The organism is Kutzneria viridogrisea DSM 43870, from assembly GCF_000525635.1.
Lineage (GTDB): Bacteria > Actinomycetota > Actinomycetes > Mycobacteriales > Pseudonocardiaceae > Kutzneria > Kutzneria viridogrisea.
In genome coordinates this window covers 4,463,602-4,487,763 of the sequence record NZ_CP007155.1, presented here as the reverse complement: position 1 = coordinate 4,487,763, position 24,162 = coordinate 4,463,602, and the positions used below count along the sequence as shown (strand labels likewise).

General features: G+C 70.3%; 12 protein-coding genes. 3 read left to right on the top strand and 9 right to left on the bottom strand.

The genetic code is table 11. The features are described 5' to 3' along the window. Positions 1-32 precede the first annotated feature (32 nt). From KALB_RS19650 to KALB_RS19630, 5 genes are all read right to left on the bottom strand, one after another. Positions 33-5,486: an ATP-binding protein gene (locus tag KALB_RS19650; RefSeq protein ID WP_025357423.1), complete on the bottom strand. Its 5,454-nt coding sequence runs from the start codon at positions 5,484-5,486 to the stop codon at positions 33-35. A 298-nt stretch (positions 5,487-5,784) separates the two neighbouring features. Then, positions 5,785-7,128: an erythromycin esterase family protein gene (locus tag KALB_RS19645; RefSeq protein WP_030109240.1), complete on the bottom strand. Its 1,344-nt coding sequence runs from the start codon at positions 7,126-7,128 to the stop codon at positions 5,785-5,787. A gap of 121 nt (positions 7,129-7,249) precedes the next feature. After that, the gene (locus KALB_RS19640) at positions 7,250-8,599 is read right to left on the bottom strand and encodes a serine hydrolase domain-containing protein (protein WP_025357421.1); all 1,350 of its coding nucleotides are present in this window, start codon (positions 8,597-8,599) and stop codon (positions 7,250-7,252) included. A 152-nt stretch (positions 8,600-8,751) separates the two neighbouring features. Beyond that, positions 8,752-9,843: an IS630 family transposase gene (locus KALB_RS19635; protein ID WP_025353938.1), complete on the bottom strand. Its 1,092-nt coding sequence runs from the start codon at positions 9,841-9,843 to the stop codon at positions 8,752-8,754. A gap of 43 nt (positions 9,844-9,886) precedes the next feature. Then, on the bottom strand, positions 9,887-10,345 hold the full coding sequence (locus KALB_RS19630; RefSeq protein WP_025357420.1) for a hypothetical protein: 459 nt from the start codon (positions 10,343-10,345) through the stop codon (positions 9,887-9,889). A 589-nt stretch (positions 10,346-10,934) separates the two neighbouring features. On the opposite strand from KALB_RS19630, the gene KALB_RS19625 reads away from it, so the two are divergent. Together KALB_RS19625 and katG are read left to right on the top strand one after the other, a co-directional pair. Beyond that, entirely contained in the window at positions 10,935-11,366 is a 432-nt protein-coding gene (locus tag KALB_RS19625; RefSeq protein WP_025357419.1) for a Fur family transcriptional regulator, read from the top strand. A 29-nt stretch (positions 11,367-11,395) separates the two neighbouring features. After that, a complete protein-coding gene (gene katG, locus KALB_RS19620) occupies positions 11,396-13,630 on the top strand; it encodes a catalase/peroxidase HPI (RefSeq protein WP_025357418.1) in 2,235 nt (744 codons plus the stop codon). Positions 13,631-13,706: 76 nt separating this feature from the next. Here the strand turns inward: katG and KALB_RS19615 are convergent, their stop codons facing one another. Next, a complete protein-coding gene (locus KALB_RS19615; RefSeq protein ID WP_025357417.1) occupies positions 13,707-15,908 on the bottom strand; it encodes an ATP-binding protein in 2,202 nt (733 codons plus the stop codon). A 438-nt stretch (positions 15,909-16,346) separates the two neighbouring features. On the opposite strand from KALB_RS19615, the gene KALB_RS19610 reads away from it, so the two are divergent. Then, a complete protein-coding gene (locus KALB_RS19610; protein WP_148309538.1) occupies positions 16,347-17,294 on the top strand; it encodes a hypothetical protein in 948 nt (315 codons plus the stop codon). Here KALB_RS19610 and KALB_RS19605 read toward each other — a convergent pair. From KALB_RS19605 to KALB_RS19595, 3 genes are read right to left on the bottom strand one after another with little or no spacing between them, the layout of a single operon-like run. Next, entirely contained in the window at positions 17,254-18,051 is a 798-nt protein-coding gene (locus tag KALB_RS19605) for a toll/interleukin-1 receptor domain-containing protein (protein WP_025357415.1), read from the bottom strand. The genes KALB_RS19610 and KALB_RS19605 overlap by 41 nt on opposite strands. Continuing rightward, positions 18,044-20,836 carry a CHAT domain-containing protein gene (locus KALB_RS19600; RefSeq protein ID WP_148309537.1) on the bottom strand — a complete coding sequence of 931 codons (2,793 nt, stop codon included), beginning with the start codon at positions 20,834-20,836 and terminating at the stop codon, positions 18,044-18,046. The genes KALB_RS19605 and KALB_RS19600 overlap by 8 nt, the downstream gene beginning before the upstream one ends. Next, positions 20,833-23,982 carry a hypothetical protein gene (locus tag KALB_RS19595; RefSeq protein WP_148309536.1) on the bottom strand — a complete coding sequence of 1,050 codons (3,150 nt, stop codon included), beginning with the start codon at positions 23,980-23,982 and terminating at the stop codon, positions 20,833-20,835. The genes KALB_RS19600 and KALB_RS19595 overlap by 4 nt, the downstream gene beginning before the upstream one ends. Positions 23,983-24,162: the final 180 nt, after the last annotated feature.

Sequence of the window (24,162 nt, the reverse complement as noted above, 5' to 3'; positions counted from 1 at the left end):
CGGGCGGCGGCGCCCGGGCAGACCAGCGGCGGTCAGGCCTTGCTGATGGCCTCGATGATCCGCGGACGCAGCTCGGCGGCGCTCACCACGGCGTCCACCGAGCCGACCTCGACCGCGCGGTGCACGCTGTGCACCCGGTCGAACTCCGTGGCCACCTCGGACAGCTTCTCCGCGCGCACGGAGGTCCGCACCTCGGCCAGCTTCGCGTTCAGCTCGGCACGTTCCGCGCCCGTGGTCTCGGCCAGCCGCGCCTCCAGGTCGGCGACCCGGCTGTCGGCGGAGGTGCGGCGGTTCACCTCACCGGTGAACACCACCGCCGCCGCGGGCGCGCCACCGATCACCGAGGCGAAGGACCCCTCGATGGCGAACACCGTCATGTTCGGGTTGAGCGCCTTGGAGAACACCACGAACGCGCCGCCGTGGTACCGGGAGATCACGCTGAACACGATCGGGCCCTCGAAGTTCACGATGGCCCGGCCGATCTCGGCGCCATACTCCAGCTGGAGTTTGCGCATCGACTCCGGCGAGCCGTCGAAGCCGGACAGGTTGGCCAGCACCACCAGCGGCCGGTTGCCGCTGGCCGCGTTGATCGCCCTGGCCGCCTTCCTCGAGGACTGCGGGAACAGGGTGCCCGCGGTGTAGGTGTCCGGCCCGTCGGTGGGAGGGAAACCGCGGCGCTGCACCGAACGGGACTCGATCCCGAGCAGGCACACCGGCCGGCCGCCCAGGTGCACGTCCTGCACCACGGCGGTGTCCGCGTCGGCCATGCCCGCCCAGCGCTCCAGCACCGGGTGGTCCTGGTCGGCCACCGCACGCATCACCGTGCGGATGTCGAACGCCTTCTTGCGGTCCGGGTTCGCGGTGGCCGAGAAGATCTCGCCCACGGTGCTGAAGTCGCTGCCCGGAGCCGAGTGCGGGAAGTCCGAGATGTCCCGGTCGTGCGGGTCGGTGGTGTCCGCGTGCCGCGGACCCTGCTCCCCCGGCACGACGTAGGTGTGGTCGTAGTGGGCCATCAGCACGTCCCGCGCGGCGGTCAGGTTCGGCGCCCAGTACTGCGCCTGCCCGTTCGGGCCCATCACCCGGTCGTAACCGCCGATGCCGAAGTTGTCCTCGGCCGACACGCCACCGGAGAAGTCCAGCGACTGCTTGCCGGTCAGCACCATCGCCGAGTCCGGGGTCATCACCAGGACGCCCTTGGTGTGCATGAGCATCGTCGCCTCGGCGTTCCAGTACGGCTGCGCGCCGACGTTGATGCCCGCGACCACGACGTTGATCTCGCCGCCGTCCTGGGTGAACTCCACGATCCGCTTGAGCGCCGCGGCCACCCAGTCCATGTTCTCCGTGCCGGACTCCATGGAGATCCGGGCGCCCGCGGACAGCGCATACCACTCCAGCGGCACCTGCATCCGCTCGGCCAGGTCCAGCGCGGCGATCACCCGGCGGCACTCCGGCTCCGACAGCGCGCCCAGCGCCTTCGTCGGGTCGCCGAGCAGCACCACCCTGGTCAGGCCCTCCGGGTGCCGCTTGGTCTGCGTGGTGACCACACCGGCGACGATCGCCGCGGTGTTGCGCCCCTTGGGCCGGTCCACCGGCACCAGCACGTGGTCACCGTCGAGGTCGTGCTCGACGAAGTCACCGAGCAGCCCGGTCAGCTCGTACGGGTACACCGTGTTGCGGCTGCTCGCGCTGAGCACCTTCTGCCGGTAGCCGTCGAGCGGCTCGACCGGCTCCGCCGAGGGCTCGCCGACGGTCAGCTCGGTGCCGCCGGTGGCGTCGAAGGAGATGCGCACGGCGGTCTTGGTCAGCTCGCCGGTCTTGCGGTCACGCTGCCGCGCGATGAGCAGGATCTCCTCCAGCCCGGCGCCCACGGTGGTCGGCAGCACGCGCCCGACGATCATCTCCAGCTCCGCGCGGGTGATCTCGCTCGGCGGCCAGACGTAGAGCACGATCCGGTTGGTGTTGAAGCGCTTCTTCGAGGTCCGCTGGGACTGCGCGCGGCGGATCGAGTCCAGGCAGGTGGCGATGGTGTCCTCGGCCGTCGGCAGCGCGACCAGCCTGCCGTCGTGCTCGCGCAGCTCGGTCAGGTCACGCACCTGCGCGAACGCCACGAGGCGGTCGTCGGAGGGGTTCTCCCGCGCCACGCAGTGGAAGAGGTAGACCTCCTCGTCGGAGGACGGCAGCCGGGTGAGGTCGAACTTGTTCAGCCGCTCCAACTGCATGCGCTGCGCGATGTAGGGGTGCAGGCCGCGGATCAGCCGCTCCTCGGTCATCCCGGTGGTCGACGGGCGGAACGTGAAGTGGTGGTGCATCACGGCCCCACCGCTGCCCGCCACGGTGGTGGTGAGCCTGCGGACCTGGGTCGGCAGCGGGTGCGCGCTGACGACCTCCTGCAGCGCCGCCGCCATCGCGCCGGAGTCCTCGGGCTGCTTCTCCCAGGCCAGGTAGATGTCGGCGTCGATGGCGTCCTCGCCACCGGCCAGCTCCGCGAGCCCGCGCAGCGCGCTGCCCAGCGCGTCGAAGCGCACCGCAGCGGAGACCAGGCTCGAACCCGCGCGCTCGGCGACCACGAACGTGCAGCCCGCGACCTCGCTGGTGCGGACGCCGGTGAGCCCCTTGTTGCCGTAGTACCGCCGGGTCAGCACCTCCAGCATGATCGCGTTGTCCAGGTTGTCCCGGATGAGCCGCTGGCCGAGCAGCCGCACCAGCGGCTCGGTGCTGCGCACCATCTCGGCGACGCGCTCGGCGCGGTCCGCCGACTGCGGGTGCGCGTCCAGGTGGCGAAGGTGCTTGCGGACGCCTGCGTAGACGCGGGCGCGGTTGCGGCGCAGCAGCGGCTGGCCGAGCCAGGCGAACACCACGCCGCGCGCGAGGTCGGCGACCACGGGGAAGCGGATCTGGGTCGCGGCCACCAGCCGCTCCAGCGTGAGGCCTGCGGGCTCGCGCAGCGTCTCGCTCGGCGGCAGTTCCCGCAGCCAGGCGCGCAGCAAGGTCGTGATGACGGTGGCGTCCGCGGACGCGCGCTGCTGGGCCAGGAAGATCCGGAACACCGCGGCCTCGAGCTCGGGGGTGCGCTCCAGGTCGGTGACGCCGTAGTGCCCGAGCGCCTTGGCGAGCTTGGCCTGGAACGCCTCGGGCAGGCCGGCCCGCTCGACGTCGAGGCTCTGCAGGTAGGTGTGGAAGTACTCACGGGCGCTGTGCACGTGGCTCTCGGCGCCGCCGTCCTCGCCCGTGGACCGGTTGCGGCTCAGCTCGGCGAGGTCGGCGAACACGTCGAGGAGTTCGAGTTCCTCGGCCAGCGGCCGGTGGCCGTCCTCGATGGCCTCCCGGCGCGCGGCGAGGTAGTCGTCGAGCACCCGGCGCTCGTCGTGCGGGTCGACGTCGAAGCCCAGCAGCAGGCTGCGCAGGTCCTCCTGGCCGCGCGTGGTGCGCTCCAGCACCGGGGTCTGCGCGGGCGCGGCGGGCAGGTCCAGCTCGACGGGCTCGGCGGCCGAGGTGTCCTCCGCGGCGCCGTCGGCCAGCGGCTCCAGCCGCAGCAGCGGCGCACCGGTCTCCACCTGGCTGCCCACGGAGACGACGCGCTCCTTCAGGCGAGCCTTGAACGGCGCACGCAGCACCGTCTCCATCTTCATGCTCTCCAGCACCAGCACCGGCGCGCCCGCCTCGACCTCGGCGCCGACCTCCAGCGGGGTGGCGACGACCAGCGCGGGCGCGGGCGAGCGGACCACGCCGCCCTCGTCGAGACTGACCCGGTGCGCCACGCCGTCCACCTCGACCAGGTGGATCGGCCCGTGCGTGCCGATGAGCAGGGCGTACCGGGCGCCGTTGACGAGGATCTGCCCGGTGTGCTGGTCGAAGCGGTCGAGCTCGACGTCGGCGGTACGGACCTGCTCGCCCGCTTCGAGGCCGACCCGGAACCGGTGCGCGCCGATCCGTGCGACGCGCACGCGGTAGCCGACGCCGCGCAGCTTGAGGTCCAGCGGCCGACCGCTCTCGTGCTGCACCTGCGGGCGCCCGCCGAACGCGGTGGACAGCAGCCGCTGCCGCTCGGCGCGCTCCTCCTCCTCGTACGCCTCGATGGCGGCGGCCGCCAGCGCGACGGCGGAGTGCCGGTGCGAGACGAGCCTGCCCTCGCCGCGGACGCGGTCGATCCAGCCGGTGTCCGCGCTGGCGTCGATCACCTCGGGCTGGTCGAGCAGGTCGAGCACGAAGCTCTTGTTCGTCGCGCCGCCCTCGATGATCACCTTGGTCTGCGCCATCGCCCGGCGCAGCCTGCCCAGCGCCTCGTCCCGGTCGCGGCCGTAGGCGATGACCTTCGCGATCATCGAGTCGAAGTCGGCGGGGATGGTGTCGCCCTCGCTGACGCCGGTGTCCACCCGGATGCCCGGCCCGGCGGGCAGGTCCAGCCGCACGATGCGGCCCGGTGAGGGTGCGAAGTCGCGGTCCGGGTCCTCGGCGTTGAGCCGGGCCTCGATGGCGTGCCCGAGCTCGGCGGGCGGCCTGCCCTCCAGCCGCCCGCCCGAGGCCACGTGCAGCTGCGCCTTCACCAGGTCCATCCCAGTGGTCAGCTCGGTGATCGGGTGCTCCACCTGGAGGCGGGTGTTGACCTCGAGGAACGCGAACAGCTTGTCACCGGGGTGGTAGAGGAACTCCACGGTCGCCGCGCCGCGGTAACCGACCGCGACCGCCAGCCGCTCGGCCGAGGACTTCAGCTCGGCCGTCTGCACCGGGCTGAGCACCGGCGAGGCCGACTCCTCGATGACCTTCTGGTTGCGCCGCTGCACGGAGCAGTCGCGGACGCCGAGCGCCCATGCGGTGCCCTGGCCGTCGGCGATCACCTGGACCTCGACGTGCCGGGCGCCGGTGACCAGGCGCTCCAGGAACACGACGCCGCTGCCGAACGCGCGGGCGGCCTCCTGGCTGGTGCGCTCGTAGGCGTCGACGAGCTCGGCCTCACTGGTGATCACGCGGATACCGCGCCCGCCACCGCCCGCGGTCGCCTTGAGCATCAGCGGGTAGCCGACCTCGGCCGCCGAGGCCTTGGCGGCGTCCAGGGTCTCGACCGCGCCGCGGCTCCACGGCGCGACCGGCACGCCGACCTCCTCGGCGATCAGCTTCGCGCCGATCTTGTCGCCGAGCTTGCGCATGGCATCCGCGCTCGGTCCGACGAACGTGACCCCGACCTTCTCGCACAGCTCCGCGAACGCCGGGTCCTCGGCGACGAACCCCCAGCCCACCCACGCCGCGTCCGCGCCGCTCTCGCGCAACGCCCGCTCCAGTACCGCCAGGTCCAGGTAGGGCCGGGCGGAGGCCGGGCCGAGGTCGTAACCCAGGTCGGCCTCGCGGACGAAGGTGGCCGTGCGGTCGGCGTCGGTGTAGAACGCGACGGTCTCGATCCGCGTCCCGGTCTCCGCGGCGAGCTCCCGGACGGCGTGGATCAACCGCATCGCGGCCTCTCCGCGGTTGACGATGGCGACACGACTGAACACCGACCGAGCCTCCTGCGATAGACACGTGGTGGGCTGGCACGCCCACGCCTGCAGTGAACATTCTCGTGTACCGGCCGCTAGCGGAATGCTGCAATCGACCGTGTCGGGTGCCGGATTTTGTGGAGACCCGCCAAAGGATGATCTCGATCACGTGCGGGCGGAGGTGCGCCGCCGGTCTTTGACGGGGTTTTCGGCGCAGGTGACCGTCATCCCGTCCGCCCTGGTCAGTGGCCGCTCGTGCGCCGTCCGGAGCCACACCTCCCCGGCCGGCAACGAGACAATCCGGACAGGGGTGCCGTCACGGCTTGAGCTGGTCGGCCTCCCGGACCTCGTGGAGGTGGATCAGCACCTTGAAGGCGCGGGCAAGCGCGAGGTCGGCGGGATCGACGGGGTACATCGTGCCGATGTTGCGCGTGGGTCGGGCCAGGTCCAGCCAGGCGCGCGCGGCGGCCGGGGCGTTGCGGAGGTCGAGGTAGTAGTTGCGGTAGCGGACCTGGTCCAGGGTGTACTCGTTCGTCCCGGGCTCGGCGGCGCCCACGGTGAACTTCTTCCAGTCGCCGCCGAGGGCCGCGTCCTTGGACAGGAAGGAGCCCTGGTTGAAGGTGAGGCCGATGGCGAGGTAGTCCGCGCCCATCGTGTCGCGCAGGAAGGACCCCTGCGTCTTGGGGTACATCACAGGATCGCTGGCGAGGTAGCCGACGTGGCTGTTCTGCGCCGACAGCAGCACCTTGTGGCCGGTCCGCCGCTGCCACCAGGTGACGTTCTGAGCCATCACCTCGTCACGGAAGCGCTGGGCAGCGGCCACCGAGTCCGGGTCGGCCACGTCTATGGTGAGGAACCTGGCGGTCTGGGCGATGGACCGGGCGTTCTGCACGGCCCACTCGGAGGCCTCCGCGTCGGAGCCCTGCTGGCTACTGACCAGTTCCAGCGCCTGCTGTGCGTTGACGGCGAGCCGCTGTCGTTCCACCAGCGGCTTGCCCAGGTAGGCGAAGACGTCCTCGATCGGGCGCAGACCGGTGTAGAGCTCGTTGAGCCGAGGCAGCGACTCCGGGTGGTTCTGCCGCACGTAGCCGGTCACCCGGCCGAAGAACTCCTCGCTCAGCGTGGGGGCTCCGACGTCGTCGCCGATGAAGTGGACGGTGTGGCCCGGGTGGCGGCGGTTGTAGTCGCGCATCCACTCGATGAGGCTCAGGAACTCCTCGCGGTCCCACGGGGAGTTGGCCAGCGTCTCCTTGGCGATCGCGCGGGCCTCGCCCTTGCCGGTCTGGAGGTACTCGTCGATCCGGAGGCCCGCGGACCAGCTCAGCTCCAGGGCGAAGGTGGTGAAGCCCCTCTCCTCGACGAGGTAGCGGAACACCCGCTGCTTCATGGTGAAGAACTCGTGCGAGCCGTGGGTGGCCTCGCCCAGGCCGACTACCTTGGCGTCGCCGATCATCACGCCCAGGGCGCGCAGGTCGGCCGTGTTCCTCCCGGGCTCGGTCGAGCGCAGCGGGTGGGCCGCCCGCTGGAGTGCGCGGACCGGGTTCTGCTCCCCGCCGACCGGGGCAGCCTGGGCCGCTGTCGGGGCGAGGACCGCTCCCGCGGCGATCACCGCCGCCGTCAGCAGTCCCCGCCGCCTGATGCGCTTCCGGTTCCCAGCCATGCTGTCTACCCCTCACCGTGCGTGTGCGAACTCGGGAAGGAGCATCGCCTGCGATTCCACTGCCGCGCGCTGGGGCCAGCTTGCGTCTTCCTCCGGGGGCCAGCCCCAGGTGCCGAGCCGCTCAGGAGGATCGCGTGAGCTGGCGCCTGAGGGCGGTTCGGCCGCCGAACTCCGCCATGACCACCTGGCCCTGCTCGTCACGCAGGAAGCGGGTACCGGGCCTGCGGGTGTCGGCCGCCCTGGCCACCACGTCCTCGCCGACGAAGGCGACCTCGAAGGCGGGTGGGGAGTCGGCCAGGTTCTCGCCCAGGACCATCCGCGCCCACAGCGAGCCGTCCCGGACGGTGAACTCGCACGCCAGCTCCCCCGTTTCGTACCGTCCGGCGTAGTGGGCCAGTCGCTCCGGTGACCGCGGCAGCGTCGGCTGGCTCTCAACCGGGGGCAGGCCGACCAGGTTCTCCAGGCACCAGTCGACCACCTTGGGCCCCAACTCCGAGCCACCGGCGCTGTTGGTCAGCACGGTGACGGCGAACTCCTCGCTGGGCAGCGTGACGAACTCCGACACCTGGAGGTTGCTCACGTTGCCGCCGTGCCGAACCAGTTCCGCGTCGCCGTGCCGGGTGCGCAGCCAGCTCAGCCCGACCTCCTCGAAACCGAGTGCGGCCCTGCGTTGCGGCCGCCACAGTGCGGCCCTGGTGGAGTCGCTGATCGGTGGTGTGCCGTTGGCCTGCCCCGTCAGGAAGAACCGCGCCCAGCTCAGCTGATCGCGAACCGAGGACCACAGTCCACCGGCCGGCCCGGCCGCGCGTGACAGGCCCACGGTGTGCGCGACGGCGGGCAGCCCCTCGCGCACCGTGTGACCGACCGCGTGCCTGCGGGTGAGCACCTCCCACGGCAGGAACATCGAATCGTCCATACCCAGCGGTTCCAGCAGCCGAGCACGGACGAGATCCTCGAACGGGGTGTCCGCCACCACCTCCGCCACCCGGCCGGCCAGCATGAACCCGGTGTTGCTGTAGGAGAACACCGCACCGGCCGGGAACACCTGCGGCAGCACGTCGAACTGCTCGACGGCGGCGGCGAGGGCACCTGTCCCCCAGCCGGTGTCGATGTCCACGTCCCCCAGGAATCCGGCCGAGTGGGTGAGCAGGTGCCGCACTGTGATCGTCTTCCGCGCGAGCGGATCGGCCAGCCGGAGGTCGGGGAGGTACTCCACGATCGGCTTGTCCAGTGCCAGCAGGCCGTCCTCGGCCAGGGCCAGCACCACGGCCGCGGTGAACGTCTTGCTCGTCGAGCCGATCATGAACAGCGTGTCGCCGTCCACCGGCAGCGCGGTATCCACATTGGACACTCCCGTGGCCAGCACCGACTCCTCGCCGCCGTGCAGGACGCCCACCACGGCTCCCGGCACGGCGGCCTCCGCCGCCCACTGGTCGAGCAGGACCTGGAGTTCCTGGCTGGCCTTCGGCATTCCCGCCGCCCCTCACACCGTTGTTGTGCTGACCTCGCCATCGTTTCACCGAGGCGCCGCAACCGGTTCGTTGGCGACGAGGAATCGAGGCGGTCCGCTTCGTCGGTCCACGCGAGGATGTCGCCGCGTTGGACAGGTAGGCGGCTGCCGTACTAGTGTCCTGCGCCGGAAATCCGCCTACAAAATCGGGCGAGTGACTCGAGGATCTCTTCGGCGGTCTTGGTCCAGATGAACGGCCGTGGATGGGTGTTCCAGTCAGCGATCCAGACGCGGATGTCCTTCTCCAGCGCTTGGACGCTGCGGTGGGTACCTCGGGTGATCTTCTGGTCGCTGAGAAAGCCGAACCAGCGTTCGACCTGGTTGATCCACGATGATCCGGTCGGGGTGAAGTGCATGCGGAACCTGGGGTGCTTGGCCAGCCAGGCCTTGATCGCCGGGGTCTTGTGAGTGCCGTAGTTGTCACAGACCAGGTGGACGGCCAGCTCCGCCGGGACCGTCTTGTCGATCGTGATGAGGAACTTCTTGAACTCGGCGGCCCGGTGCTGACGATGCAACTCGGCGATCACCGTGCCATCGGCGACGTCGAACGCGGCGAACAGGCTGGTGATGCCATTGCGGGCGTAGTCATGTGTGCGCCGCTCAGGCATACCCGGCATCATCGGCAGCACCGGCTGGGAGCGGTCCAGTGCCTGGATCTGACTCTTCTCGTCCACGCACAGCACCACCGCCCGCTCGGGCGGATTGTGGTACAGGCCAACGACATCGACGACCTTCTCCACGAACAATGGATCGGTCGAGAGCTTGAAGGTCTCGGCACGGTGGGGTTTGAGCCCGAAATCGCGCCAGATCCGGCCGATGGTCGACTTGCTCAGCCCGGACTTCTCCGCCATCGACGCCCGAGACCAGTGTGTGGCGTTGCGCGGGGTCTCCTCCAGAGTCGCCACGATCACCTCTTCGACCTGGTCCACCGTGATCGACGGCGGACGGCCCGGCCGTTCCTCATCGACCAGGCCCTCCAGCCGATGCTGGAGAAATCGCCTGCGCCACTTGGTCACCGTCGACGGGTGAACCCGAAGATCCTCGGCGATCTGCTTGCCTGGCAGGCCGTCCGCGCACGCCAGCACAATCCTGCACCGCTGTGCCAGCACCTGCGACGACTTCGCCCGCCGCGCCCACCGTTCCAGCGTTACCCGCTCCTGCTCGGTCAACGTCACCTCAGCAGGAGGACGTCCAATCCGCGCCATCAACCCAGACTAGACTTATGTGGCGGATTTCCGGCGCACGACACTAGTCGGCGGGGTTGATCGATGGTCCTTCGTAGAGGAGCACATCGGCGCTGTCGTAGACCCGAACCCTGACCTTCGACATTTCCGTTCGCGACTCCGACATCAGCTTCTCGAACTCGGCCCGGCCCTCCTCGGAGGTGCTCTCAGTGGCCTCCAGCCTTTCCCTGGCGTTGCGCAGGCACACCATGTCCACGACCATCTGCACGGCGAAGGTGTGGTCCACGACCTCGGCTTGGGCGACCGCGCCGTCCTCACTGACCAGTTCCACCCGGGCGGCTTCGGGAGCGAGTGCTCCCAACAGCCGAGTGGGCTGGCCGTTGTAGGACGGCATCCACTGCCAGACCGAATACGGCCGCTGCCTGAAATCCCGGCTGTGGCCACGGGGTTCCACGTTCAGCCACACACCGCGACCGTCCTGCAGGATGCAGATGCCATCAGCCCCGGAGTCGTTGTAGGCCACAAGTGATCCGCTTGCCGCGGTGGCCCCGATCCGCGCACCGGGATGCCATCCCTCCACGGGGTACGGGTCCACCTGGGAGCGGCGTGTGCTGTGGCCCTCAATGGTCGCGGCGAGGGCAGAAGCGAGTTGCTCAGCTGGTGATGTCAAGGTGGACTGTCTCTCCTCAGTTCAACGAGTATCACAACGCTCAGGCACAGGACGATCGTTCGTCCACATTGGCACTGCTCGACGGCAGCCACATCCGGGACATTCCCTGAGTTTCCCAAACCAAGGCCGGATTCCCGCTGCCCGCCGATTCCACGAACCGCGGCCGCACTGCCAGCACCCTCGTTCGCCTGAGACACCTTCGGGTGAATGTGTGAGTTCGGATCCGTGCACGAGACCGCGACAGGAGCAACGCCAGCCACGACCGCGGGCGCCGACACGGGCCGTGTCGTGAAAGTGCCGTTCAGGACACTGGGTGCCCTGAACGGCACTTTCACGACACCGCAGCCTCGGCCCGGACCGGACAGACCGGTCAAGCGAGCGCGACACGCCCAGTTCGCCCGACAACTTGATTGATTCCAGAAACTGGGCCAGACTCCGGCACGTGCCCACCACTTCGGACTTCGAGCGCATGTTGCGCGGGGCTGCTTTGCGTGTGACACGTCCCAGGGTGGCGGTGCTGACCGCGGTGTACGACCACCCGCACGCCGACACGGACTCGATCCTCGGTGTCGTGCGTGGGGATCTCGGTGAGGTCTCGCACCAGGCCGTCTACGACGTGCTGCGAGCACTGACCGCGGCGGGCCTGGTCCGGCGAATCCAGCCGGCGGGCTCCGTGGCGCGCTACGAGTCACGGGTCGGGGACAACCACCACCACGTTGTGTGCCGGTCGTGCGGTGCCATCGCCGACGCGGACTGCGCCGTCGGTACCGCACCCTGTTTGGCCGCGTCCGAGGACCACGGCTTCACGATCGACGAGGCCGAGGTCATCTACTGGGGCCAGTGCCCCGACTGCTCCGCCGCACTCGGTTCCTGAGTGCACACTCTGATCCCGGAAGGACTCCCGTGTCTGACAGCCCTGACGCCGTTGTTGGCGAGATGAACGACGAGAGCGCAGGTGGGTGCCCGGTCGGTGCCGGACGCCTGAAGCACCCGACTGAGGGCGCGAGCAACAGCGACTGGTGGCCGAACCAGCTCAACCTGAAGATCCTCCGGAAGCACCCCGCCGTGGCCAACCCCATGGGCGAGGACTTCGACTACGCCGCGGAGTTCCAGACCGTCGACCTCGACGCCCTGGCCAGGGACGTCGACGAGGTGCTGACGACCTCGCAGGAGTGGTGGCCCGCCGACTTCGGCCACTACGGGCCGCTGATGATCCGGATGGCCTGGCACAGCGCGGGCACGTACCGCATCCACGACGGCCGCGGCGGCGCGGGCGCGGGCATGCAGCGTTTCGCCCCGCTCAACAGCTGGCCGGACAACGCCAACCTGGACAAGGCGCGCCGGCTGCTCTGGCCGGTGAAGCAGAAGTACGGCCGCAAGGTCTCGTGGGCCGACCTGATGATCTTCGCGGGCAACCGCGCGCTGGAGACGATGGGTTTCACGACCTTCGGCTTCGCCGGCGGCCGGGCGGATGTCTGGGAGCCCGACGAGGACGTCTACTGGGGCCCGGAGCGCACCTGGCTCGGCGACGAGCGCTACACCGGCGACCGGGACCTGGAGAACCCGCTGGCCGCCGTCCAGATGGGCCTGATCTACGTCAACCCCGAGGGCCCGAACGGCAACCCGGACCCGCTCGCCGCGGCCCGCGACATCCGCGAGACCTTCGGGCGGATGGCGATGAACGACGAGGAGACCGTCGCGCTGATCGCGGGCGGGCACACCTTCGGCAAGACCCACGGCGCGGGTGACGCGGACCGGCACGTCGGCCCCGAGCCCGAGGCCGCTCCCCTGGAGGAGCAGGGCCTGGGCTGGAAGAGCACCTTCGGCACCGGCAAGGGCCGGGACGCGATCACCAGCGGGCTGGAGGTCACCTGGACCTCCACGCCGACCAGGTGGAGCAACGGCTTCTTCGAGAACCTGTTCGGCCACGAGTGGGAGCTGACCAAGAGCCCCGCCGGGGCCAACCAGTGGCAGCCGAAGGACGGCGCCGGGGCGGGCACCGTGCCCGACCCGGAGGACGGCTCGCTGACGCGTCCCCCGACGATGCTGACCACCGACCTCGCGCTGCGCTTCGACCCGATCTACGAGCCGATCTCGCGGCGCTTCCTGGAGAACCCGGACCAGTTCGCCGACGCGTTCGCCCGGGCCTGGTTCAAGCTGACGCACCGCGACATGGGCCCGATCCAGCGCTACCTCGGACCGCTGGTCCCGCAGGAGACGCTGATCTGGCAGGACCCCGTCCCCACCGTGGACCACGAGCTGGTCGGGGCCGAGGACCTCGCCGCCCTCAAGGACAAGATCCTCGCCTCCGGGCTGTCGGTCGCCCAACTCGTCTCCGTCGCGTGGGCCTCGGCCTCGACCTTCCGCGGCAGCGACAAGCGCGGCGGGGCGAACGGGGCGCGCATCCGCCTCTCGCCGCAGCGGGAGTGGGAGGTCAACGACCCGGACACGCTGGCGACGGTGCTGCGCACCCTGGAGGGGATCCAGGAGGGCTTCAACAGCTCGCAGACCGGCGGCAAGCGGGTCTCCCTCGCCGACCTCATCGTGCTCGGTGGGTGTGCCGCGGTCGAGCAGGCCGCCAGGAACGCCGGTCACGAGGTCCAGGTCCCGTTCAGCCCGGGCCGCACGGACGCCTCGGCGGAGCAGACCGACGCGGAGTCCTTCGCCGCGCTGGAGCCCACCTCGGACGGGTTCCGCAACTACCGCGGCAAGGGTCACCGGCTGCCCGCCGAGTACCTGCTGGTCGACCGCGCGAACCTGCTGACCCTGAGCGCGCCTGAGATGACCGTGCTCGTGGGTGGTCTGCGCGTCCTCGGCGCGAACCACAAGCAGTCCACGCTGGGCGTCCTCACCGCCACGCCGGAGTCGCTGACCAACGACTTCTTCGTGAACCTGCTCGACATGGGCACGGAGTGGAAGCCGGTGTCCTCGGACGCGGAGACCTTCGAGGGCCGCGACCGCGCCACCGGCGAGCTCAAGTGGACCGGCAGCCGCGTCGACCTCGTCTTCAGCTCGAACTCCGAGCTGCGTGCCCTCGCGGAGGTCTACGCGAGCGACGACGCGAAGGCGAAGTTCGTGCGCGACTTCGTGGCCGCGTGGAACAAGGTCATGGACCTCGACCGGTACGACCTCGTCTGATCCCGGTGTCCAGGTCGGCCGCTCGTCGGCCGACCTGGACATCCGCGGTTCCGTGTCGACCTGGCACGGAGTCCGGTCAGCCCTGCAACCTGCGGCGGGCCGCGGCCTCGCCGACCGTGACGGGGTTGAGGCCGTTGTGCAGGCGCGTGGCCTGCGCCCAGAGGTCGGCGGCCTCCTCGGGTCGACCGGCAACGGCCGCGAGATTGCCCAGACCGGTCTTGGCGCGAGCGACCTCGAAGGGGCTGCGGCCGCGCTCGCCGAGTTCGGCGGCCTGTTCGTAGTGCGCGGCCGCCTCCGCATGCCGGTCAGCGCGGAAATGCACCCAGGCCACGCAGTTCAAGGACATGGCCAAGTCCAAGTCGGATCCGCGGAAATCCTCGTGTGCCCGCTCGGCGTGGCGCAGCGCGTCGGTGAAGGCGCCCAGTTCGACCTCGGTCAACGCGATCCCGCGCAGGGTGATGGCGGCGTTGCGCGCCGAACCGGTACGCCGGTAGGACTCCAGGGCCACCTTCATGTCCCGCAGGGCGGCCTCGTGTTCGCCGAGGTAGAGGTTGACCCAGGCGAGGTTGGACAGCGCGCTGGTGGTGCCGTTGTCGTCGCCGGCCTCGCGGAACAGGGCCAATGCCTGCTGGTAGTGGTCGCGGGCGAGGCCGAGGTCACCGCGGTCGGCGTAGGCCATGCCGAGGTTGTTCACCGTCATGGCCACGGCGGTGGTGTCGCCGATGGCCCTGGCCGAGGCGGCGGCGTGCCGGTGGGTCTCGATCCACGGGTCCCACAGCTTGGTGCGGAAGAAGAAGTCCCGCAACAGGAAGGCCAGTCGCCAACAGCGTTCGTGCTCGCCGCGGGCGGCAGCCATCCGGCACATCGCGACCAGGTTCGGCCATTCCAGGTCGAGCCAGGACAGCGCGGTGTCCCACTCGGGGAACCCCTCCTCCGCCGACAGCGGTTCCACCCCGGGCACCGGTGTGGGCCGGAACCGTTGCGGGGCAAGCAGTTCGTCGCAGGCTCTCGCCCGGGACAGGGCGAGCGTGAGCAGCCTGCGCACCGCGGTGTCGCGATCAGCGCTGGGCACCTCGCTCAGCGCGTGCTCAGTCGCGAACATCCGCACCAGATCGTGGAACTGCCAGTACCCGCCGGGCCGCGGCATGATCAGGTGCGCGTCCGCCAACTGGTCGAGCAGCCGCTCGGCCTCCCCGACCCCGACCCCGGCGAGGGCGGCGGCGCTGTGCGTGGCGATGTCGCGACCGGGGTGCAGCGCCAGCAGGCCGAACAGGCGGCGCAACTGCTCGGGCAGCCGCTGGTAGGACAGGGCGAACGCGGCGGCGACACTGCGCTCGCCGTCGTCGAGGGCGTTCAGCCGCGCGGCCTCGCCCGCGAGCCGGCTGGCGAACTCCTCGAACGTCCACGTAGGACTGGACCGGAACCGGGCGGCCGCGATCCGCACCGCCAGCGGCAGTCCACCGCAGCACGCGACGACCTCGGCCACCGGTTCGTCCTCGGTGGGCATGCGTTGCCGCTCCCCCACGACGGATCTGAACAACTCGACGGACTCCGCCGTGGAGAGTTCGGCGATCGGCACATGTGCCGCGTCGTCGAGGGCGTTCAGCCGGTTCCTGCTCGTGATGATCACTCGGCACCTCGGTTCAGCGGGTAGCAGTGGTGCGACCTGCTCGGTGCTGCGGACGTTGTCGAACACGAGCAGCATCCGCTTGCCCCGCAGTCGATCGCGATACAGGTTGGCTCGACCGTCCTGGTCGGGCGGGATGTCGGCACCGGGCACCCCCAGAGTGCGCAGGACCCGGTCCAGCGCCTCAGCACTGGACACCTCGGCGCCGTGCAGGTCGAAGAACAGGCAACCGTCGGGAAAGTCCTGTTCGGCGTTCCAGGCGGCGCGCACGGCCAGCGCGGTCTTGCCCACGCCGGCCATGCCGGTCAGCACGCTGCACCCCGTCGCGGTCGCCTGGGCCAGCGCCGTGCCGATCAGGACCAGTTCCCCGTGCCTGCCGGTGAAGTGCGGTGTCGCCATGGGCAAACCGGAAATGCCGCCGCCCGGACTCGGCGCCGCGACGCGCGCCAGCTCCGAGAGCGCCCCCGCCGCACCGAGCACGGCATCACAGGCTTCCGCGAAGTCCCGGCTGGGCCGCGCGAGCCCGTTCTCGACCTTGCTCACGTGGCCCTTGCTGAAGTGGATTCGCTTGGCCAGGTCTGCCAGCGAGTACCCGGCGGTCTCGCGCCCCCGCCGGAGTCGTCTGCCGAACTCGCCCGCCCCCTCGCTCATGGCAGCATTATGCCCGTTCAGCCACGTGGAGAACTCAACTCAGAACAGCAGGAAAAAATGCGTGTGCACGGTCAGTTCACCTCCCCCGAGGGGCCTTTCGGCGCCACCTGAAATCGAGGGAAACCCTCGGCGGTGACGATCCTGGGCCCGAAGACCTCGTAGCTATTGTTCCCGAACCCCGCGGGACCAGTCCCGATGGCTCAAGTGTGCACGCCAGGTACCCGCCAGCACAGGGCGCGAGGGTTTCCAGAACGAGTGGAAACCCAGGAAACCACCATGAACAGCGGCGATGCGATTCGACTCGCGGCAGGTCACCCCGGTACCGCGGCACACACGCACCCCCTAGAATCCTTCCCAATTCCGATTCGGAGGAAGCCGATGGACCCGACAATCATCGAACTCAAGGCCGAACTGCGGGGTTTGTGCAGGGGAAGGGGGGTGCAGGACGCGGATATCGGCGAACGGGTCGGCCCGCACCTGGCACAGCTCTGCGGCATCGGGCCCGGTGACCGGACAGTGCGGGTGCGCGGCCTGCTCGTCGACTACCTGCGGAATTTGATCAAGGACCTGCCCGACGAGTTCCTGCTGGTCACCGTCGCGGCCTTCGGGCTCAACGACACCCTGCGCGGACCGTACCTGGACGCGCGGCTCGCGAAGGTCAAGGACCAGGTCGACCGGGAGAAGCGCACAGTTCTGCGCTGGCTGGACAAGGCATGCCTGCTGCTCGCGCAGGGTGCGGTCGAGCGGGCGGAACCGGAGCGGACAGCGCCTGGTGCCACCGGTCCCTGGCACACGGCCGAGCTCCAGGCCTCGGTGGTGCTGGACCTGCCGGTGCCCGAGGTGATCGAAACGCGCAGGATCGTCGCTGATCAGGACGATCTGGAGGCGGTCGAACTCTCCATGACCCTGGAACCCCCGCCAGGGTGGACCGGGGAGGGATCGCCGCGGGAGCTCGGGCTGGACGTGCTGTACGGCGGCTTGCTCGCGAAACGGGTCATGAAGTCGACCAGGCGGGTGGGGTTCGTGCTCCGACTGCCCCACCCGCTCGGCCGGAACAAGGAGCACGAGTACGCGGTGCGCGTGCGGTTCTCCCCGAACCAGCCGATCGCGCCGTACTACGTGTGCACCCCGAGCTACCCCTGCCGCCTGTTCCGGCTGCGCGTCCGGTTCGGCCCCGAGCGCGTCCCGGGATCGATATGGCGGCTCCACGAGGCCTTGGCGACCGAGGTCGGCGACTCGCCGGAGAACCGGAAGCAGGTCTTCGCGGATCCGTGCGGGGAGGTGTACTCGGAGTTCTCCGACCTGGTGCCGCGCTCCTCGTACGGGATCGCCTGGAGCCAGGACCTCAGCCCCGTCGGGGGCGCAGGTGGCCGATCCCCGAGTTGACCAGCTTGTGGATCATCTCCGGGGGCAGTCCGGAGTACCCGTTCGTGCGGTAGGTGGTCCGGCAGACCGTTCCGTCGCTGTCCCAGGTCTCCAGTTCGACCTCGAGATCGATCATGCTGCCCTCGGTGATGTGCAAGGCCGGAAGCGGCTGGTCGGCGATCTCCTGCCCGCGATGGCGCAACTGGTAGTGGAAGGTCAGGCCCACCTTGCCGCCCAGTTCGGTCACCTGGTCCGGAAGCGCGAGCGACGTGCGCACGGCTTTCTCCAGTTCTCGGCCGGTGGCCGAGGAGGGCACCGCGACCGTGTGCGCCACGGACAGGGCCCGGTTGCGCACGTAGAGCACGCTCGTCGGGCCCTCGCCCAGGTCCACGCCCACGGGTGCGGGCAGCACCGGCAGCCCGACAGCCTGGTCCCGGCGCCAGGCCCCCGCGAGTTCGTCCGCGACCGTCTCCCAGCTGCCGAAGGCGTCCAGGTACCGGCGCATCGTCAGGATCAGCGGCAGCGGGGTGTCGTCGAGCCGCACCACGAACAGGAAGCAGCGCCGGTCCTCCAGGTCGCGCGCGAGCGCCGCGGTCCACTCCAGGTCCACCCAGCGGCGGCCCACCGTGTTCCGCGACCACAGCAACACGAAGTAGTCGGACTGGGTGAGGGCGTCGTTGATGGTCAGCACGAGGTCCTGGCCCGGCAGGATGTCCCGCGCGTCCACGAACGGGGTGACACCGCGTTCCCCGAGTTCCCTGCCGAGCCGCTCAGCCATCGGCCGATCGTTGCCCGCGAAGGAGATGAAGACCTTGGGTCGGCCGGACCTTGCGGTGAAAGGCAAAGCTCCTCCACTTGTCGAGTTCCCGCCGCAGGCGCAGGCGGGTCGGGCCCACCCCGGTCTGCGGGCCGGTGTCGCCGTGCAGCGTCCAGCAGGCCCACCAGGCAGGGTGGTCGTGAGCGGTCAGGTCCGTCCGGGTGCGCAGGGCGCCCGCCTGGACGTCGAGCAGGGCGCGCTGGAGCGCCACGTCACGCGGCAGGTGGCGGATGTACCGCCCGAACCTGTCGAGCACGAAGGCCGCCACCCGGTCCTCGGCGACCCACCTGGACGCCAGCACCGAGGCGGCACCCGCGACCACCGCGGCACGCACCAAACCAGTGCGTTCCTCCCGGCCGCGGCGCTTGGCCATGCCGGACTCGCAGGCGCCGAACACCACGGTTCCACAGTGGCTCAGGTCCATCCCCTGCAGGGATTCGGGCCTCAGGTGCCCCTGCGGGCCTTCCGGGGCGAGCTCCAGGTACGACTGCGCTGGGTCCTCGTGCGCGTGCTTGCCGTGGCTGTCGATGCGCACCCAGTGGTGGCGGTGGGCTCGCAGGCGCTCCCGCAGCTCACCCGGCGTGGCCTTCTCGCCCTTCAGCACGTTCCACCACTTCCAGGTGAAGTACCGGCTGGCCTTGGTCAGATCGGAGGCGGGCGGCCGCACCAGCAGCGGGCGGTCACCGCGTTGCCGCTGGGCGCGCCGCCGGAGCGGGCCCAGCGCGGAAAGGCAGGGCAGGTCGGACAACGCGTACCGCAGACCGAGGCGCTCACCGGTGCCCGGCACCGGCAAGCCCGCGAACGGGACGTCGGACAGCGCGCCACCCGCCACGATCGCGATCCGGCTGATCCCCGGCGGGATCACCCGCCCGACCACCTCGGCGACGCCGTTCCTCTCGGCGAGCACGGCGAGGGAGCGTTCGAAGCTGCCATCGCTGATGGCGTGGTCCAGGGTTTCCTCGCCCCAGAAGGCCTTGTGGCTGTCAACCGCTCCTTCGAGGTCTTTCCGTTCCACCGCAACGCTGACGTAGTCGACCCGGTCGCGGCTGACAATCGCGTGGTGGACCTGGCGCCGGGTCACGTGCATCATCCAGACGGCCTGGGATTCGGGCAGCTCACGGGTTGTCCCGCACAGCCACCGCCACGAGCCCACGGGGTCGTTGGGCCGGGGCAGGCCCCGGGTGAGCGCTGTCGCGTCGGGGTCGATGGCGCTGAGGATCGTCGCGCCCCGCGCCGCTTCCATGGCCACGACGACACCGGCCGCGGCTTCGTCTCTCGCTCGGTTGCGGCTCGCTTCCCCGCCAGGGGGCGAGGTTCCGGCGTGGCTCCGGTACGCCGCGGCGGCGGCGATGACCTTCTCGTCCTGTTCGGTACGGGCGGCCTGGAGCATCTCGACCCGCACCTCACTGCGCTGCCGGGCGGCCACGTCCTCCTCGATGCGGTGCGCCTCGTCCCAGCACTGTGCGGCGCGATCATCGCCTCCCTCGTCCCCGGCCAGCCGGAAGTACGCGTGGCCGAGCAGGCGCAGTGCGAATGCCCTGACCTCCGCCAGCGGGGTACCCTCGGCCCGGTCCATGACCGTGGCGAGGTGCTTGACGGCTTCGACGAGGTGGACGCGTTCGCCGGTGAAGTTGTACCCGGCCAGTTCGAGTTCGCCCGCGACGAGGTGCCAACTGGTGACAGCCCGGTCACCGCACGCCCAATCGCGGACCCGTAGCAGTGTGCTTTCAGCCTCGTCCAGCCGCGAGGCACGGTCCTCGTCGCCGAGGTGGCGATCGTGTTCGAGGTCGTTGAGCCGGGTCTCGGCGATCAAGCGGTGGGCATGCCAGAGGCCGCTGTGGAAGTGCGGTGTGGCAGGCAGGACCGTGCTGTTCACCCTGGCCAGCATCTCCTCCGCCGCCGCGCGGTCGGGTGCCTGCGCGGCGGCCTCCGCCAGCCGTGCGTACAGCTGTTCGGCCGCCGCGTACTGGCGGATCATCCGGAGCAGCACGATGAGTTCGCATACCACCGGCAAGCGCTGGGCTCGATCGACACCCGCATCGTCCACGCCGCGCCGAAGTACGTCAGCGGCTTCCTCGAAGCGCAACTCGCGCTTGAACGCGAGAGCGAGTCGCAGGTAGTCGGCGGCGGTTCGCGGCGGCGTGTCCCGGAGTTCCTCGGGCGATGCCGTTGTCTCGCCCTGGTGCAGTCCGATCAGGACCCGGTCGTGGTCGATCCGCGCGACCCCGGTCTGGTTGCCCGCCGAACCAAAGGCGTTCTCCGCTTCATCCAGCCGTTGCCTGGCCAGGTCGAGGTCCCCGCGGTCGGCTGCGGCCAGACCCTCGACCCTGAGCAGTCGAGCGTGGTTGTCGGCGCTCAGCAGCCAGGTCTGGTCGCCGAGCGCGGCGCGAACCGACCGGGTGTCGGCCGTGGCGGCGGCGTGGCTGCCCAGCTTGCTGCGGATCTCAGCTCGCACCAACAGGATCACGGGATGCTCCCGGTCGGAGCGGCCGAGGTGCTCCTCACAGCGGCGCAGGGCAAGCGTGGTGTCCCCGAGCGCGAGCAGTTGCGCGAGGTGTTCGATGACCAGCGCGGTCCACAGCTCCTTGTCGGCGGCCAAGGAGCAGGCCCGGCGGTAGGCGTCGTCCGCACCGCGCAGGTCCTTGCGCTCGCACGCCAGCTTGGCCGCGGTGACCGCCCGCGCCAGCGGACTGCCCTCCACGATGGGGATCGGCCCTCCGTTGCGCGGAGTCCTCGGTGCCGTCACTGCTTGCACTCCGGGACATCCGGGGTGTTCTCCGGGCAGACGAGCAGGATCGGCACGACACCGGTCGTCTGCCCCGCGGCGGCGGAAGTTGTGGGGCTCGGGCTCGTGGTCTGCACCGTGCTGGTGGAGACCCTGCCCACGGTGCCCGTGGTGCCGCGCAGTGGCGGGCCAGAACCGCCGGAACCGCCGGCGCGGACCAGCTGCCACCGCTTGCCCGCGTACTCGCGGAGGTCGGGGTGCAGGTCCACGGCCTTGGCGGTCTGCTCGGCCACAGCCGGAACGACGACCACCTGCGCGTCGCGGGACACCTCATCGGCCATGATCGAGCCTTCCCGCAGGCTGTAGGCCACACGGGCGCTCTCCAGCAGGTACACGTCCCTGTCCTGCCCCAGCGCTTCGCCGAGCTTCTCGTGTTTGACCTGTCCACCGGGTTCGGTGCTGACCTTCGTCTGGCCGACGTGCAGGATGCTCTTGCCCTGGATCTGGAACAGCGGTGCCGCTTCACCGGGGACGATCGCGTGGAGCGCGATGGGTGCCCAAGGCTCGAAGTTCGAGACGAGGACCACCCGGTCCGCACCGACGAGGGCCACTCCGTTGCCGTCCAGCGCGAGTGCGCGGTAGTAGCCGTCCTTGGCCTTCGCCGCCTGCTGCATCGCCGCGTCGATGACCTCGAACTTCGCGAGCGCGGCCGCGTTCTCCGGCTTGCCCGCCAGGTCCTTGTGCTGCACTGCCCAATGATCGTCCTCCCGGTACACGGTGAAGCCGTGGCCGTCCGGGGTGGTCACCGAGATCTGCCTGGCGTTCTTGTCGGGTGCACCGGCAGGCGAGATCCTCGCGGGTTGGTCCTTGGTCGCCAGGCTGACCCGCAACCACTGGTCGGGCCCACCGAGATCGGGCGGCCCGCGCAGGGTTGCCTGGCTGAACTCGGCCGTACCGCCCTGCTGGCGCGGGGCACCGAGACGGAAGGTCAGTTCGCTGCCCGGCGGCTTCGCCCCCGGGGTGGTCTCCAGCCAGGGGCCGTCGATCCCACCCAGCTGGTACTGGACCTGCCCGGACGCGTCCTGGTGGCTGAGCACGGCACCGGAGCCCGGTTCCACCCCCGGCCGGCTCTGTTCCGCGTTGAGCAGCCGCAGTGCGTTGTCCACGACGCTGGACTGCCACGCGAGGGTGACCGAGTCGTGGTCCTTGCGCACGTCGAGCGCGCCCAGTTCCTTGCCCTGGACCTCGACCCGCTGCGTGATGTGCCCACGGTCGGCGGACGTGTCGTTGCGGACCTGCCGAGGAGTGCCCGCGTCGAGGTTGACCTTCACGCCGCCGAGCGAGCCCACCTTGCGGCCGCTGGCGGTGGTCTCCACTGCCGCCCCGCCCTGGGCGGGTGCCGAGAACGTGTACTGGCGGTAGCTTTCGGCCTTGCCCGCGTCGTCCAGCGACACCTGCTTGAGGTGACCGGTCCCGGTCGCGGGGTCGTAGGCGGATCCCTGATCGTACACCCCGGCCCGGCCCACCGAGGAGGGCAGGTCCGGGTGGTGGTCCCGGGTGCCCTGCCGAGTGAGCAGGTTGCCGAGCGAGACGCCGCCGTTGATCGCCGTGAACCCGCACTCCTCGAAGGTCTTCGACGGCTTCGACAGGACCGCTTCCCTGTCGCCGGCCGAAGGGGGCGACACGAAATCGATCGCGGACCGTTCCCGCAGTTCGGTGTGCTTGGCGTACCAGTCGGCGAACTTGAGCCCGGGGCCCGCCGTGCCGCCCGAGTCCGGAAGTCGCTTGCCCGCCTTGGTGACCAGCCACTCCAGCGCACCGCTCCAGCGCATGATCTGATCGATGCGCTCGAACTGGGGCTCGTAGCTCGCGACGGCGTCGTAGTGCTGGTCCCACCACCCGAGGCCGCGGCCGAACGCGTAGCTGGGTTCCACCTCGCCCGCGTCGCCGTTGGACTTGGCGAACAGCCGCGTCGCCTGGGCTCCGATGGTGACGCGGTTGGCGGTGTAGGCGAACCCGGATTCGTTCTGGCCGAACCACAGCCTTCCCGACTCGCTGGTGGGTTCGCTGCCCTCGGGGCAGTGTCCCCAGGGGATCGTCGCGTCCGGGTCGGCGACGAATCCGGGGACGGCCTTGTCGGGCACGCCGCCACCCACGCCGGTGGACCACTGCTTGGCGATGTAGTCACCGTAGTAGAGCGTCATCCCGACTTCGGTGCCCGCGAGCGGTCCGTCGTACCGCGCCTGAGAATAGCCCGGCTGCCCGTCGAGCAACTGCTTGAGCGCCCACAGCCGGGTGCGGTCCGCGGGCAGACCCGCAGGTGGCGGTGTGCCGCCGAAGAGCGCGTCGAGGACCTCCTGCCGGAGCTGGCTCAGTGCGGGGGTGTCGCTCCTGGCAGCCACCGCCTCCGCCACGCTCGGGCTCAGCCCGGGAACGAGCGCCAGCACGTCGGCCGCGGTCTTCACCGGACCGGGATCCAGGGAGAAACCGGGCGACGGACCGGAAGTCGCGGTGTAGCCGCGCTGGATGACGGTGACGTCCTCGGCGCTCAGCGGTGCGGCCGGTACGTCCGGCCAGTTCCAGCCCTCCGCCCAGACCTCGTTGCCCCGCAAGGACAATCCGGTGAGGTGGCGGGTCTTGGCCAGGAAGCCGGTCAGCCCGCCCGCCTCGTCGACGCGCTGGGCGACATACCCGTTGGCCGCCCGGACCTCCGGCGTCGCGACGGCCTTGCCGAGCGACACCGAGACAGCCCGCTGACTGGTGAGCAGCTCGTAGTCGTGCACCTGGACCTGCGGCGGATCGTCGCCCGCATCGGCGCTGTACTGGTCCACCAGCAACCCGATGGTCCGGGCCCGATGCGGGTCACCACGCGGCACCAGCAGGTGCAGCACGCCCTTGCCGTCGTAGAGGGCACGTCCCGGCCCCGTGGGCTGCCGGGACAGGTCGCTCAGACCTGGGTCGCGCACCGGCAGGGAGTCGTAGGTCGCGTCGCGCAGCCGAGCCGCGTCCATCTCCAGGTACGAGGCGAGCCCGGTGCGCGCCCAGTCTCGGAGCTGGCCCTCGGCCGTAGCCGGGTCCAGCCCGTCGAGCCGTGCCGCGGCCGCCGCATAGGACAGCACGAATCCCGGCTCCGCGGGTGGCGCGGGATTGCCCGCGGGTGGCGGCACCGACGAACCTGTGCACCCGGCAACCGCGGTCAACAGGACGCAGAGGATCGCAGCGACCAGTGTTCGGTTCCCACGGAACCGGCTTTGCTGGAACATGGAATTCCTCGGGTTCACTGAGATCGCTCAAGGGAATGTCGACGATAAGTCGTTTCGAGCGGTGTGCACGCAGCATAGTCGCCA